This window comes from Flavobacterium aquidurense (assembly GCF_031458035.1).
GTDB classification, from domain to species: Bacteria; Bacteroidota; Bacteroidia; order Flavobacteriales; family Flavobacteriaceae; genus Flavobacterium; species Flavobacterium aquidurense_C.
Map to the genome: position 1 here is coordinate 22,388 of NZ_JAVDXR010000006.1, position 14,803 is coordinate 37,190.

General features: G+C 33.3%; 13 protein-coding genes. 11 read left to right on the forward strand and 2 right to left on the reverse strand.

Annotated elements, in window-relative coordinates:
- Positions 1 to 94 precede the first annotated feature (94 nt).
- From J2X17_RS10990 to J2X17_RS11015, 6 genes are all read left to right on the forward strand, one after another.
- Complete coding sequence (locus J2X17_RS10990) at positions 95 to 901, forward strand: phytanoyl-CoA dioxygenase family protein (protein WP_310297666.1); 807 nt, start codon at positions 95 to 97, stop codon at positions 899 to 901.
- 144 nt (positions 902 to 1,045) lie between these two features.
- Complete coding sequence (locus tag J2X17_RS10995; RefSeq protein ID WP_310297668.1) at positions 1,046 to 1,744, forward strand: CDP-alcohol phosphatidyltransferase family protein; 699 nt, start codon at positions 1,046 to 1,048, stop codon at positions 1,742 to 1,744.
- Position 1,745: 1 nt separating this feature from the next.
- Positions 1,746 to 2,177 carry a GtrA family protein gene (locus J2X17_RS11000; RefSeq protein ID WP_310297671.1) on the forward strand — a complete coding sequence of 144 codons (432 nt, stop codon included), beginning with the start codon at positions 1,746 to 1,748 and terminating at the stop codon, positions 2,175 to 2,177.
- Positions 2,178 to 2,610: 433 nt separating this feature from the next.
- Positions 2,611 to 3,189: a DUF4833 domain-containing protein gene (locus J2X17_RS11005; protein ID WP_310297674.1), complete on the forward strand. Its 579-nt coding sequence runs from the start codon at positions 2,611 to 2,613 to the stop codon at positions 3,187 to 3,189.
- A 161-nt stretch (positions 3,190 to 3,350) separates the two neighbouring features.
- Entirely contained in the window at positions 3,351 to 3,824 is a 474-nt protein-coding gene (locus J2X17_RS11010; protein ID WP_310297677.1) for a hypothetical protein, read from the forward strand.
- A 153-nt stretch (positions 3,825 to 3,977) separates the two neighbouring features.
- Positions 3,978 to 4,094 (forward strand): DUF4833 domain-containing protein, encoded by a 117-nt coding sequence (locus tag J2X17_RS11015; protein WP_310298297.1) that lies wholly within the window; start codon positions 3,978 to 3,980, stop codon positions 4,092 to 4,094.
- 163 nt (positions 4,095 to 4,257) lie between these two features.
- Here J2X17_RS11015 and J2X17_RS11020 read toward each other — a convergent pair whose 3' ends face one another.
- Complete coding sequence (locus tag J2X17_RS11020) at positions 4,258 to 5,073, reverse strand: hypothetical protein (protein ID WP_310297680.1); 816 nt, start codon at positions 5,071 to 5,073, stop codon at positions 4,258 to 4,260.
- A 336-nt stretch (positions 5,074 to 5,409) separates the two neighbouring features.
- On the opposite strand from J2X17_RS11020, the gene J2X17_RS11025 reads away from it, so the two are divergent.
- The 3 genes from J2X17_RS11025 (at position 5,410) to J2X17_RS11035 (ending at position 8,668) form a co-directional block, all read left to right on the forward strand.
- Positions 5,410 to 6,159 carry a hypothetical protein gene (locus tag J2X17_RS11025; protein WP_310297684.1) on the forward strand — a complete coding sequence of 250 codons (750 nt, stop codon included), beginning with the start codon at positions 5,410 to 5,412 and terminating at the stop codon, positions 6,157 to 6,159.
- Between the two features lie 170 nt (positions 6,160 to 6,329).
- Positions 6,330 to 7,157: a DUF3800 domain-containing protein gene (locus J2X17_RS11030; protein ID WP_310297687.1), complete on the forward strand. Its 828-nt coding sequence runs from the start codon at positions 6,330 to 6,332 to the stop codon at positions 7,155 to 7,157.
- 206 nt (positions 7,158 to 7,363) lie between these two features.
- A complete protein-coding gene (locus tag J2X17_RS11035) occupies positions 7,364 to 8,668 on the forward strand; it encodes a M20/M25/M40 family metallo-hydrolase (RefSeq protein ID WP_310297690.1) in 1,305 nt (434 codons plus the stop codon).
- Between the two features lie 171 nt (positions 8,669 to 8,839).
- Here the strand turns inward: J2X17_RS11035 and J2X17_RS11040 are convergent, their stop codons facing one another.
- Positions 8,840 to 9,670, reverse strand: a complete 831-nt coding sequence (locus J2X17_RS11040) for an AraC family transcriptional regulator (protein WP_310297694.1) — start codon at positions 9,668 to 9,670, stop codon at positions 8,840 to 8,842.
- Positions 9,671 to 9,857: 187 nt separating this feature from the next.
- Here J2X17_RS11040 and J2X17_RS11045 point away from each other — a divergent pair, with 187 nt between their 5' ends.
- Together J2X17_RS11045 and J2X17_RS11050 are read left to right on the forward strand one after the other, a co-directional pair.
- Positions 9,858 to 11,270, forward strand: coding sequence for a sugar porter family MFS transporter (locus tag J2X17_RS11045; RefSeq protein ID WP_310297699.1), 1,413 nt, complete (start codon positions 9,858 to 9,860; stop codon positions 11,268 to 11,270).
- 229 nt (positions 11,271 to 11,499) lie between these two features.
- Positions 11,500 to 14,799, forward strand: a complete 3,300-nt coding sequence (locus J2X17_RS11050; RefSeq protein ID WP_310297701.1) for a DUF5107 domain-containing protein — start codon at positions 11,500 to 11,502, stop codon at positions 14,797 to 14,799.
- Positions 14,800 to 14,803 lie beyond the last annotated feature (4 nt).

Genomic DNA, 14,803 nt, shown 5'->3' on the forward strand with positions numbered 1-14,803 from the left:
CAATATGCGAATGTGTTGCTGTTGTTGTTGCTGTTGCTAACTTTTAGATAAAATTACAAACCCTATTTTTTTCAATTTATTAAATATATTTATTATGGTATCTACTTATAAAACTTTTACACTTACGGAGCAATTAACTAATGAGCAAATTGACTTTTTCAACGAATATGGTTTCATTCATTTCAAAAAATTTATAAATCCGGAAACTGTTACATCAATTATTGATGCCTCAAAACAAGTGCAGCAAAAATGGATTGACAACGACCTACAAAAAGTAAATGGTGTTCCGATTAAATATGGAAAAGATCTGGATGGATCTCCTATTGTACAGCGTTTTGCTTTCATCAATCAACATCATCAAACCTTAAGTGGTCTTCTGCTTGATCCAAGATTTAATGGTTTGTTGCCATTGGCAGGCGAGGGTGCAAGATTAGGTACCGAAGAAAAAGACGGAATGGTTTTCAATCATTATATCAATGGGCCAGAAAGTAAGTTCACTAAAATGGGCTGGCATACAGATGGTTTGAGAGATATTTTTTATGGTGGAAAATTAAACCCGATGCTCAATGTTGGTATTCACTTAAGCACTTTAAAACCTGAAAACGGCGGTCTTAAAATCATTCCGGGTACGCACAGGCAAAGTATTTATCAAATGCTTTTCCGCAAAAAATACTTTTTAGATAATAAGCCTGATCCACAGGAGGTTTCCATCATTCCGGAAGCTGGAGATTTAACCATTCACGATGGCCGTTTGTGGCACAGAGTGGCAGAATCATCTATCCGTGGAGAAGACAGTAGAAGGAGAGTTATTTATATTCCAATTATAGCAGGAAAATATGCTCCTAAAAATGAGAACAGTCCAACGGTTTTCTATCAACGTTTTGCAGGTATTGTTAAATAATAGTAGTATGCTTATTGTCCTTGCATTTAGTTATCTGGTTAGATCAGGTAAGCTAAAAAGTACCACCGATTTTTTTAAAAATACACAAAGAAAAATAAAATTAAAAATTGTAAAACTAGAATTGGCTATAAATCAGGCTTATTAATGGGGCTATTAATGGGAAAAGAAACACAGGTTGAGGATTATAATGAAATTGCAGAAAGAACATTTTCAGACCGTAAGCGAACTAATATTTTAAAAAGTTTAGAACAGTCAACGATTGTATTTTTACTTCCAAAGGTTCCTAAATTCATTTCGCCAAACGTACTCACCTTAACTGGTACACTGGGTTCAGGACTCGTTTTTTTAGCTTTTGTTTTAGGTGCTTATGTGGCAAATTGGTATTTGCTTTTGGGTATTATCGGATTGGCTATAAATTGGTTAGGCGATTCTTTAGATGGAAGACTGGCTTATTATAGAAATATTCCACGCCGTTGGTATGGTTTTGCACTCGATATTATTGCCGATTGGATTGGTATTGTACTTATAGGCTTTGGCTACTACATTTATGCTGAAAATGGCACACAAATAGTAGCCTTTGCTTTTGTCGCCTTGTATGGCTGGTCTATCATCATCAGTCAGTTACGCTATAAAATTACAAATGAATACAGTATAGATTCTGGATTTGTTGGTCCAACAGAACTTCGATTTATTATTGCTTTAATTTTAATTACAGAAGTTTTATTTCATGGATCAATTACTTATTTGGCTGGTTTAATCACTATTATATTGCTCATAATTAATACTGTAGATAGCTTAAAACTTTTAAAGTTGGGCGATTTAAAAGATAAAAACCAAGGCTGATATGTTCCAGAAAAAATCCATTTTTACTTTTCTGCAAGCGCAAGTTGCGGCATTTTTAGGAGGCATTACTGATTATGGTTTGATGATTTTACTAACAGAAGTATTTAAACTGCATTTTACCATTTCTATTCTAATCTCCGGAACAGTTGGTGCCATTATCAATTTCAGCATCAATAGATTTTGGGTATTTAAAAACCAATCCGGTTATAGCAGCCACCTCAATAACCAGCTTTTTAAATTTGCGTTGGTGGTTTTGGGAAGCATTTCCTTAAAATCATTTGGCACGCTTATTTTGCAAAAATCTTTTCAAATCGATTATAGAATCGGAAGATTAATCATCGACAGTTTTGTTTCTTATGGTTTTAATTATCCACTGATTAAAAATTGGGTTTTTAGGGTAAATGAAAAACAGAATGCAATTGAATCAAATTAATTCGTGTAGTTTAAAAAAAGGATTTTAAATACATAGAAACATAGGTTGAAGATTCGTAAAAAGAATATAAAAAAGAAACTAGTTTCTTTACACATAGTCCCGAAGCTTCGGGATTTCTTTAAACAAGTGAAACGCCTTTTTTAAGCGTTCTAAATCTATGTTTCTATGTGTTTAAAATAATTGCAACCAACAGCTTAATAATTCGTTTATGAATATGTAAAGAACCATTTGCATATAATCCGTATTTTATCTATTCAACACATAGAAACATAGATTTTAATATGTAAAAGAAGTAAACAAAAATAAACTAGTTTCTTTACACATAGCCAACTATGTTTTTTGTAAACAAGTGAAACGCCTTTTTTTAAGCGCCCCAATTCTATGTTTCTATGTGTTTAAATAATTACACCCAATGTTATATAAAAAAATCTTTATGAATAAATTACCATTTAAATATTTTAAAAAATCACTACTCGTTATAACGATTTTAGTCAATATAATTTCCGGAGATCTATTGGCACAATCCAAAAACCCGTCACCATTACATTTTCCAACGCCTAAAAACATCGATAATATGCTGTTTTACATTCAGCGTGACCCTAATATAAACACTGCTATTTATGCCATAAACTATCAGGAAAATGGAAAAATAGACAAAAGCAATCCTATAAAAGCATATTGGATTCGGTATGCTGAGAAAGGAGAAAAAAAAGATCTTAATTATTTACAACGCAAATTTGCCTACGGAATAGAAACTAAAACGGTAAACAATGAGGAGTTTGAGTTTCAATTTGTATCGTATAAAAAGTTAGCCTTAACCTTGAAAAAGCTAGATTCAGATCAAAAATATCATGTTTTTGTAAATGTAAATCAGAAAAAAATACAGGTAGAAAAAATATTTGTGCGCATTGAAGGAGGTTCGTTTTGGGTGCCCAATGTAAAGTATGCTGAAGTTAGTGGGATTGATGTTTCTTCGAATAAAATGATTACTGAGAGAATGTTGTTAAAGTAAAATGGCTATGCGAAACGATAGCGCCGAAATTCTTTGCGTGCCAGTTCCTTTATTAATAAAACTGGATTTTCTTTTTTTATAGATGGGAATAATATGGAAAACCTTAAGCAAGCGTATTAAAAAAAGTTTAGCTTTGATATGGTAATTTTAAAGAATAAAAAATGAAAAAATTATTACTATTTAGTTTTCTGATGCTTTGCTTCAATTTAAATGCTCAAATAATAAGAAGTGAAGAAACTGTAAAGCCTGATAAAGAAATATGTATAGGAGTGGGGAATTACTGTTCAACTTGGTTTAAAGATCTCGTTTACTTTACGTTTCCTGATAATTCATTTACAGAAATTAAAGTACAATGGTATTATACTTTGCAGAAAAATGAATTAGATGAAATTTATAATGAAATAGATCGAGTCTTTGCTCTTTCACAATTTCCCAAAGGTACAAGTTTTGAGTTTACTAATTTTGAAGGAAAAAAAATAACAGTAATGTTTCATAAATCTGGATATAAAGGAGTTAGTTTCGTTAATTATGTTAATGTTACTCCTACAATCGGAAATCCAAAGGGGATAGTAACGCAATTAACTGACAAATTAAACAAAAGGCAAGTAGATAAATTGTTTGGAAGGGAAAAATAAATAAAAGCCGTTCAAAAATGAATGGTTTTTTTATGATTATTCTAAGCCCAGTACCTATTATTATTATTATTATTAAAAACTGGACTTTCTTTTTTCTGTTAAGATATACTTTGCGGGCACGGATTACAAATCCGCGCGATCGGGGTTGAAAAAATATTTGTACGCATTGAAGGAGGTTCCTTTTGGTTCCCAAATGTAAAGTATGCTGAAGTTAGTGGGATTGATGTTTCTTCTAATAAAATAATTACTGAGAGAATGTTGTTGAAATGAGATACCTAAATGTCTACTAGGATGTAGCAAAGTTTATACATGCAGATGTAGAACCCTATTAATTTAGGGGTTGGACATGTTTGGCATCTGTACGTAGATCATCCAAAACAACAAGTGGTTTTTGTATTCATAGAGCATCAATAGAAAATGAAGGATAATCATTTTAAGTGTTTTCATCATCTTGACTAATAATTAATTCATAAACAGCTTCACCAAGATCAGTGACAAAGTAAGACCCTGTTCCGTTTACTTTTATAAGGTCTTCGGACAAGTATTTAGTTAATGCTGAATTAGGCAATTTTGTAATGCCTACTTTATCTCCATTTCTCACAACTTTAAATCCTTCCTTTTCGATATAGGTTAAATTATTAAAAGCAAAAAATGCATTAAATTGAAATGTACTATCCACTTTTTTTCCAATTCCTTTACCTTTTATCTTATTTTCATCCTGTCCAACAAAACCTACTAGAGAGTCATTTGCTTTCTTTAATGCTATATTTAATTGGTCGATTGTATTTTGATTAGCTATAGTTATTTGGGAATTGGTTTCTTTTAAGGATTCTATTTGGCTTAGCAAGTCGTCTATTTCTTTACTTCCAGATTGCACATTTTTTAATAAAAAATCTTGACGAGCTAGATCAATTTTACGGGTCATCTCATGTTCTTTTGCATTGTAATTATTATCCACTCTTTCTTGTTTCGTCTCTACAAGTGCTTTGTCAATATTCAACATTAATTTTGGAACTAATAATGAGTAAAATAAGGCAATAAAAAACGGAAAAAATAGTGCCCAAAAATTGCAGTACTCGTAATTTATAACTGTAATTTTATCTTCAATTGGTGCATCAGAAAATAGCATTAAAAATATAGGTCTCCAATTATAAACGATGAAAGACCATAAAAATGCGCCACTTATTGGAGTTTTAAGTCTTTCTTTACTAGTATCTATAAAATCTTTAATTAAATCTGCTATTGTCATAGGTTTGGTTTAGATCAAACAAACATAGTAAAAATAAATAATCCCAAAACGCATAAAAGATTTTAAAAAAAATTACGATAAATATGTTTGTTAAAAGAATGTAAGAAGGTAGAATTTATAAAGGGAAATTAAATTTTCTATTATTTCTGTTTAGCGAAGAGTTCTTTTGGAAAGCTGTCGGAATGTCTCCCTGACTTCGAACTCATAATTTTTATCAGATAAACAAAAAAAAATCTGACTTTACGGAAAACCGTAATTCCTGTCTGTTTTTTGTGTGTAGTATTGTTAAATATTATACGGCATTATGTAGCGTATATCCTCTAAAAAAAAATACTTATGAAGAAATCAATAATACTATTTTATCTTATCATTTCGGTTTTTATATCTTGTGGAAAAGGAAATCAAAATATCAAAACTATTGAAGAAGAAAATCAAAACATAAAAAATGTTAATGAAGAAAAAGTAATAGATTTTTACAATTTCAAGCATTATCTTGAAGAAAGTGATTATTCTTATGAAATTAAAATAACAAATGTCATTTTAGAAAAACATAAAAATGAATTTGAAGTTGAAAAAGAAAAGTATGCAGTTCCAGAGAAGATTGACGGATTATCAATAACAATCGAATTTGATATAAAAAATCCATATTCAAAAACAATGAGAATTCCATTTCCTGAATATTATGAAATTGGCTCGGAAGAATTTGAAGGTTTGGACGGATATATTTATAGTAGAAATGCTAAAATACATATTAGTAACTCAACTACCATTACTAATAGTAAAGGAAATCCACTAAGTACATTTTCAAAATATAATGATGATCCCATCTCAAGAAAGTTAATTGTAGAATTCAAACCAAATGAAACAAAGAAAATTGTTGTGAAATTTGACAACACATTTCCAGCAACTATAAATAAATTAACTTTTATAGGTTTCAACAAGCATCTACAAAAAAAAGTCCAAAACTATTATAGTCTAAGCAAAGAAGAACAAGAAGAATATTTAGCAGACAAATCAACAGAATATGGATTAGTAATAGATTTAAAAACTAAAGAAATTATAGATTTAATTACTCTTAATAAATAATGGTAACCACTGATATTAATAGTAACTACAAAGAATTCAGTCGATTAGATTAATTGAGTGTTGGTTTCTTATTTGTAGATATTAGCTTATATTCATACATTTAGCAAACCGTTTCCTAAATTCCGTAAAGGCATTTGACATTCGTAGCAATTCTTAAAGGATTTATAGACATGAAGACATTTTATGCTGATGACACATACTGCAAATCGGACAAATCCGATAAAACGAATCGAATTCATCTTTTCGGTGGTATTCTAATTAGCAAAATTGACGAAACAAGACTGCTTGAAATCATAAGCAATGCTAAATCAAAATATACACATCCAAATTTACCGATGAAATGGAATTTTAAGGACACGGTAATAAAAGATAAGTTTATGGAATTCAAAAGACTAGATGAATATAAAGCTATGCTTGCGGAATCAAATTGTTGGCGTAAAGAAATAATTAAAAATTCTCTCGAGTTAGATTATACAATAGTTTGTGGAATAATTGAAAGTTTTTCAGATGATATGAAATTGGCAAAAAAATCCAAACCAGAATTTCTGAAATATTCTTTTGAAAATCTTTTGATGCGTATTGGAATTGATGCTATGAACAAAGATTACGAAACTTATGTTATTTTAGATTGGCCGCCAGACGGCAATCCTCAACCTTTAGTCCAAGCATATTATCGATTATTTCATCAAGGAAAATCTTCTGCTGGAACTACAATAAAATGTGGAAAATTATCAGATTGTAATTTCTTTCATTCACTTCTGTTTGCAAAATGTAACCACAGTCCACTTTTACAATTCAGTGACTTAATAATTGGTTCGATAAAAGATTATTTAGATGCGAAACTTTCAAAACGTCAAAATTTATTTGCCACAGAAATTTTTGAACTTTACAAATGCAAAATTAGATACGGGAATGGAACTATGCTAGGTTACGGAATTATTCCTCCTAGTGGTAACCCATCTTTTAGAGGGAAAATTAAAAAAATTCTAGAAGAGTAAGAAATGCTCTTAACAACACAATGCCTCCTCCCCGAAGGCTTCATTCCGAAGCGCTACGAAAATGTCTCTGACTTTGCTTTTTTTGCTTCTTAGAAATTCTACACCTGATAAAAGTCTCCCGACTTTTTATTGTTAGTTATTATTTTCCTTGATTATTTTAATTAACGTACTTTTGGTTTAACCAAAATATTATATAAAAGTAAAATATGAAAAAAATTATTGTTAGTATGTTTGTTCTAAGTCAATGTTATACTGTACAGGGACAATCGATTGATAAAATTATTACGAACAAGGAAGTAAGTCGTATAGAGAAAATACTTTCGGCTGATGATATGCAGGGCAGGAGAACTTTTACTCCCGGTATTGACAAAGCATCCGCCTTTATAGAATCAGAGTTTAAAAAAATTGGTTTGCAAACTTTCAATGTAGCAACGAATTATAAACAAGAATTTTCGTTGACTGCCTCTAAACCCCTTTCTTCAAAAATTACTATTGATGGCAAAGAAATAAATAACAATCAAGTAGTAACATTCTCCTACCTTCCTCAGGTTTCTTTAACTGAAAAAAGCGATATTTCTATTGTAAAAATCAATAAAGGAGATAACATTGGCCAGAAATTTAATGAATATTATAAAAGTCCAAAAAATCTTTTGGTACTCGTTGACCCTTCATTTGATAAAGTTTTACCTAATATTCAACATATTGACCGAATAAATGCTAACCCAGGAAACAATACGATCTTGTTTGTTTTTGGTACCACAGAAGCGACTACTTTTTCTGTTGAATTAACGAATACAATCACCAAAAAAACATTGAATAATGTTGTTGGAGTATTACCCGGAAAAACGAAACCAAATGAGTATGTAATTTTTTCAGGTCATTATGATCATTTAGGAGTAGGTTCTCCCGAAGAAGGCGTTCCGCATCCTGCAACAGATTCAATTTATAATGGTGCTAATGATGATGCCGCCGGAACAACAGCAGTAATTTTGCTGGCGAAATACTTTAAAAAACAAAATAACAACGAGCGTACTATTATTTTTACCACGTTTGTAGCTGAAGAAATAGGAGGTTATGGAGCCAAATATTTTTCTAAACAGCTTGCGCCAGAAAAAGTGATTGCGATGTTTAATATTGAAATGATAGGAACAGAATCTAAATGGGGTAAAAACTCTGCTTATATTACAGGATTCGAAAAGTCGAATATGGGGCAGATTTTACAAACGAATCTAACAGGAACAAGTTTTAAATTTTATGCGGATCCTTATCCGGACCAACAATTATTTTACCGCTCAGACAACGCTACATTAGCCAGGCTTGGAGTTCCTGCTCATACCATTTCGACTTCAAAAATGGATAATGAGCTAACGTATCACACAGCCGATGATGAATTTGAAACGTTAGACATTGATAACATGACCCAAATAATAAAATCAATTGCATTAAGTTCTTCTTCGATTATTAGTGGAAAAGACACGCCAACAAGAGTAGATAGTACTCAATTGAAATAATATAAGTACATTATAAAGAATCGAAAAAGCACTGAAAATGATTGGTTTTCAGTGCTTTTTTGTTATTTTGTGGTGTTGATATAGGTGGGTGAGTCTAGTATCAGCTAAAAATTCTGGAAAAATTACTGGAATAATGTACCCGGCCTTTTGAGCTGTTTGTGAAATTAAATCTTAAGAATGCTCTTTTTTATATTGCATAGGAGATATACCAATTTGCTTTTTAAACATTCTTGAAAAATAATACGGATCATCAAAACCAACTTCTTTACTTATTTCTTTAATGTTTTGACTCGTAAAATAGAGGTATTCACAAGACTTCTGTATTTTCAATCTTATGAAAAACTGTATGGGGGCATAGCCTGTTTTCTTCCTGAACAGTTCTGAATACCGGGAAACGGAGTACTTTGCCTGCGATGCCAGCTGATCAATGCTGAAAATGTTATGTATGTTATCTTTCATAAAAAGTATAGAATGATCTATTCTGTCTTCTGTTATATTCTGATCTGATGTGTTTGAATAACACAAAGAACTCAGGAGTGTTATGAGCTTAAAATGTGCGAGTTCTAATTTTTCATCAGTCAAATCACTATCAAGCAGTTGTATTAATTCGGTCAATAGTATGATTCGCTGTTCATCGTAAGCAATTTTTACGGCATTATTTCCCGGGGATGAAAACCTATTGTAAAATGTAGTTGCATATTCGCCTGCAAAATGTACCCAGTAGATACTCCATGCATCTTTTACTGCACTTCCGTATTTATGAGGTGTATTATTAGGGATAATAAATGCAGTGTTGGGCGTAAGAGTAACAGTAGTGCCGTTTATTTTTATCCATCCTTCACCTTCAATACAGTATAGCAGAATATATTCATTAATACCATTTTTACGTGATCGGTTGTGGTGTTTTGCATTAGGAAAATACCCGGCTGCATCAGGAAACAGGTTGTGCAAAAAGGCATGCTCAGCAATTTCTCTTTTTTTTTCAGGCGATAACACGGTCATAGTCTGTCCTAAAAAGCCATCTTTAATTTTAGGTTTCGTTATATTATTCATTGATAAATTACTATTACGATATAATGCCTAATAAGCTCGTAAGATAATCCATTTTTTTCAATATATAATCCATTTATTAATTGATTGGTAAACGTATTTTTGCTTTCACTATCTAACCAAACCAAATTCATTTAAGATGTCTGACCAAAACAAAGAATTTAATAATTTTTATTTATTTTCAATTTCTATGGTTTCAGCCCTCGGCGGGCTTCTTTTTGGATATGATTGGGTAGTTATAGGAGGTGCAAAGCCTTTTTATGAGCGCTTTTTTGCCATTACTGCAGATGCCAATCTTCAGGCGTGGGCGATGAGCTCTGCATTAGTTGGATGTATTGCCGGTGCAGTTATTTCCGGTATGATCAGTGATAAATTTGGCCGAAAACGACCTTTGCTGCTGTCAGCTATATTATTTACTGCAGCTTCGCTCGGTACAGGCCTTGCTTCAAACTATGAAATATTTGTAGTTTTTAGAATAATTGGAGGTTTAGGAATCGGACTGGCATCAGCTTTATCCCCTATGTATATTGCAGAAGTCTCTCCATCGAAATTTAGAGGAAGACTGGTTTCACTAAATCAGATGACGCTTGTTATAGGGATTCTTGCTGCCCAGGTAATTAATCTTATGATTGCAGATAAAGTTCCTGTAGGAGCTTCAGATGAATTTATACGCGCTTCATGGAACGGGCAGTCGGGATGGAGATGGATGTTTTTTGCCTGTGCCGTTCCATCGGTAATCTTTTTTTTACTGGCACTCGCACTTCCTGAAAGTCCGCGCTGGCTGATGAAAGCAAATAAGGAAGAAAAAGCATTTCCTACCTTAAACAAAATTGGGGGCAAAGAATACGCCCGAAGAGAAATCGCGGCTATAAAATTAACTTTAAATGATACATCGGAAAAAATCGATTTCAGAGAGTTGATTAACCCTAAATATAGAAAGGTGTTATTTTTAGGTATTGCGATAGCGGTTTTTCAGCAGTGGTGCGGAATCAATACTGTATTTAATTATGCTGAAGAAATCTTTACAGCTGCCGGTTATGGAGTAAGTGATACCTTATTTAACATCGTAATTACAGGAACAGTAAACCTCATCTTTACACTTGCCGCTATTTTTTCGGTAGACCGTTGGGGCCGAAAAAAACTAATGATTTTTGGAGCAGCAGGATTGGCTATAACGTATCTTCTTTTGGGAAGTGCCTTCTATTTTGAACTCAAAGGCGTTGCGGTACTTATGCTGGTTGTTGTAGCGATTGCTATTTACGCCATGTCTTTAGCCCCAATAACATGGGTAATTCTCTCAGAAATATTTCCTAACCGTATTCGTGGAGCGGCGATGGCGTTGGCTACTTTTATGCTTTGGATTGCTTGTTTTATACTTACTTACACATTTCCGCTTCTGAATAAATTTTTTGGTGCCGCCGGGACATTTTGGATTTATTCAATCATTTGTATAATTGGGTTTATCTACCTTTTGAAAAACCTGACAGAAACAAAAGGAAAAACATTGGAAGAAATTGAAAATGAACTTGTAAGGCAGGATTTAAAAAAATAAAATATAAAGAAATCATAATAATATTTATCGCTTTTAATTCAAACTTACGAATTAAGAATCGTAGTACTGCAGAAATTGCCGGACTATGGAACAGTTTAATACATACTCCATTTTAGTGTTTCAAAATATATCATTTTTGAGTAAAAAGTAAAAAATAAAAAATGCTTAATGTACAACAGTAAAAAAGTAGGCACAAAAGAACTGATTTAGTAATTATATAATAAAGAGTATGAGTGTAAAAGCCTGGCAGGAGGATGTGATCATTCCAACCTATGAGATCGGAAAAGCTGAAAAAAATCCAATATTTCTTGAAAAAAGAGTATATCAGGGAAGCAGTGGTGCGGTTTATCCTTATCCTGTAGTTGAAAAAATAGAGGATACAAAAACGGATAAAATCTATAAAGCAGTTTATATAGAAAACGAATATATAAAAATAATGATTCTGCCTGAATTAGGAGGCAGAGTCCAAATGGCTTATGACAAAATCAAACAGCGCCATTTTATTTATTATAATCAGGTTATAAAGCCTGCATTAGTAGGACTTACCGGTCCGTGGATTTCAGGCGGAATAGAATTCAACTGGCCACAACACCATCGCCCAAGCACCTTTCTGCCCGTAGATCACACTATCGAAAACAATGCAGATGGCAGTATAACGGTTTGGGTAAGTGAGAATGAGAAAATGTTCCATCAAAAAGGTATGGCAGGATTTACACTGCATCCCGGAAAAGCTTATCTGGAAATTAAAGGAAAGCTGTACAATCCAACCCCGGTGCCGCAGACTTTTCTTTGGTGGGCTAATCCGGCTGTAGCCGTTAATGAACACTATCAATCGGTCTTCCCACCGGATGTGCATGCTGTTTTTGACCATGGTAAACGTGATGTATCTACTTTTCCAATTGCAACAGGAACCTATTATAAAATTGATTATTCGGCTGGAGTTGATATTTCAAACTATAAAAATATCCCGGTACCCACTTCTTATATGGCAATCAATTCAGACTTTAATTTTGTTGGTGGTTATGAGAATGATACCAAAGCCGGCGTACTTCATGTATCCAATCATCATATTTCACCAGGGAAAAAACAATGGACTTGGGGAAATGGCGATTTCGGAAAAGCATGGGATCGAAATCTTACCGATGAAGACGGGCCTTACATTGAATTAATGGCAGGGGTTTATACCGACAATCAACCTGATTTTAGCTGGATGCAGCCATATGAAGAAAAAACATTCACTCAATATTTTCTTCCTTATCGTGAACTTGGTGTCGTAAAAAATGCTTCGCAGGAATTATTGTTAAATATGGATAAAGAAGGTGATAGGGCTATTGTAAAGATTTTTGTTACCTCATTACAGAAAAAAGCAAGAATCGTGCTGGAAGGTTTTTTTGAAATCATAACAGATTTAAGTCCCGAGCAGGTGTTAGAACACGAGGTTTTTATTGGCGATGTCGCTCTAACAGATTTAAAATTAGTAGTTTATTCTGAAAACGGAAGAGAGCTTTTAAGTATTAAATCAGAAAAACAAGAAATAAAACCAACTCCGGAAGCTGCAAAGCCTGCTTTTTCACCAGAAGAAACTTCGACTTGTGAGCAATTGTATCTCACTGGTCTGCATTTAGAACAATACCGACATGCTACTTATGTTGCTACTGATTATTACAAGGAAGCCCTGAAAAGAGATCCTTCAGACGTTCGAAATAATAACGCGATGGGACTTTGGCTGCTGAGGTGTGGAAAATTTGCTGAATCAGAAAAATATTTTCAAACGGCTATTGACACCCAATTGCAGCGTAATCCTAATCCGTATGACGGCGAGCCAAGATATAATCTGGGACTTGCACTTCAGTATCAGGGGAAAAACAAGGAAGCTTATACTGCGTTTTACAAATCGTGCTGGAATGCTGCCATGCAGGGTTCAGGATATTTTGGATGTGCCCGGATTTCATGTGTCAATAACAATCTTACCGAGGCATTATATGAAATTGATAAATCCTTACTCAGCGGATGGCACAATCATAAAGCTCGTGCACTGAAAACGGCTATACTTCGAAAACTCGGAAATGAACAAGAAGCTATTGCCTTAATTGAAGATTCACTAAAAATCGACTTATTTAATTTTGGATGTCGTTTCGAACAGTATCTCATTTTAAATTCCCCCGTAGTTTTAGAAGAAATGAAGACGCTAATGCGTGGTGAAATCCATAATTACGAGGTTGTGGCATTAGATTATATAGCTGCTGGTATGTATGATGAGGCAGTTCAGTTGCTTGAAATTGGTGCTGAAGTATGTCCAACAACACCAATGAGTTATTATTATATGGGCTGGGCATTACAGCTAGCAAATAAAGATGCCAAGAAAGTATTTGAAACCGCAGCGAATCATGCTCCTGAGTATTGTTTTCCAAATCGTTTAGAAGCTATATCGGCATTGGAAGCAGCGCAAAAAGCAAATCCAAGCGATTCGAAGGCCCCTTATTATTTAGGAAATTTATGGTATGACAAACGACAGTATGCTGATGCTATTGCAAATTGGGAAAAGTCGGTAGAAATCGACAATACATTCCCTACCGTTTTAAGAAATCTTTCTTTGGCTTATTTTAATAAATTACAACAAGAAGAAAAAGCGCTTCAATATCTCGAAAAAGCCTTTTCTTTGGATAACAGTGATTCCCGTATTCTCATGGAATTGGATCAGCTATACAAACGCTTTTGCGAACCACATGCACCACGTTTGGTTTTTTTAGAAAAACAGTTGAATCTGGTAGAACAGCGTGATGATGTTTATCTGGAATATGCTACTTTATGCAATCAGCTGGGCGATCATAAAAAAGCAATTTCATTACTTGATAATCGTATTTTTCATCCCTGGGAAGGCGGCGAGGGAAAAGTTCCGGCACAGTATCAATTGGCGCGAGTGGAATTGGCAAAACAGTATTTTGTTAAAAAAGAATACCAAAATGCTATTGAATTATTGAATGAATGTCTGGAATATCCGCATAATCTGGGAGAAGGAAAATTGCACGGTGCCCAGGAAAATGATTTCCATTATTGGTTGGGCTGTGCTTATGAAGGTTTGAACCAAATAGATGAAGCTCACAAATATTGGGAATTGGCGAAAGACGGAAATAAAGAACCTACTGCAGCCATTTTCTATAATGATCAAAAACCAGATAAGATATTTTATCAGGGGTTGGCTTTATTAAAATTAAACAGGGAAGAGGAAGCCCGGCAGCGTTTTAAGGCTTTGATTTCTTTTGGAGAAAAACATTTGAACGAGGTAATAAAATTAGATTATTTTGCTGTTTCACTCCCTGATTTATTAATTTGGGAGGACGATTTGACTTTCCGAAATAAAATTCATTGTCATTATATGCTTGGACTGGGGCACTATGGCTTAGGCAATATTGCGAAAGCAAAACAACATCTTGAAGAAGCTTCAAAAATGGACGTTAACCATCAGGGAGTTCAGGTACATTTGATAATGATAAATGAAAGTATAATAAATACAGTTGAAATTTCTTAGATAA

Coding starts and splice junctions, on each gene's coding strand:
- J2X17_RS11010 (WP_310297677.1), top strand. CDS start 3,351: ATGAAAAAATTATTACTATTTAGTTTTCTGATGCTTTGCTTCAATTTA.
- J2X17_RS11025 (WP_310297684.1), top strand. CDS start 5,410: ATGAAGAAATCAATAATACTATTTTATCTTATCATTTCGGTTTTTATA.
- J2X17_RS11000 (WP_310297671.1), top strand. CDS start 1,746: ATGTTCCAGAAAAAATCCATTTTTACTTTTCTGCAAGCGCAAGTTGCG.
- J2X17_RS10995 (WP_310297668.1), top strand. CDS start 1,046: ATGGGGCTATTAATGGGAAAAGAAACACAGGTTGAGGATTATAATGAA.
- J2X17_RS11045 (WP_310297699.1), top strand. CDS start 9,858: ATGTCTGACCAAAACAAAGAATTTAATAATTTTTATTTATTTTCAATT.
- J2X17_RS11005 (WP_310297674.1), top strand. CDS start 2,611: ATGAATAAATTACCATTTAAATATTTTAAAAAATCACTACTCGTTATA.
- J2X17_RS11020 (WP_310297680.1), bottom strand. CDS start 5,073: ATGACAATAGCAGATTTAATTAAAGATTTTATAGATACTAGTAAAGAA.
- J2X17_RS11035 (WP_310297690.1), top strand. CDS start 7,364: ATGAAAAAAATTATTGTTAGTATGTTTGTTCTAAGTCAATGTTATACT.
- J2X17_RS11040 (WP_310297694.1), bottom strand. CDS start 9,670: ATGACCGTGTTATCGCCTGAAAAAAAAAGAGAAATTGCTGAGCATGCC.
- J2X17_RS11050 (WP_310297701.1), top strand. CDS start 11,500: ATGAGTGTAAAAGCCTGGCAGGAGGATGTGATCATTCCAACCTATGAG.
- J2X17_RS10990 (WP_310297666.1), top strand. CDS start 95: ATGGTATCTACTTATAAAACTTTTACACTTACGGAGCAATTAACTAAT.
- J2X17_RS11030 (WP_310297687.1), top strand. CDS start 6,330: ATGAAGACATTTTATGCTGATGACACATACTGCAAATCGGACAAATCC.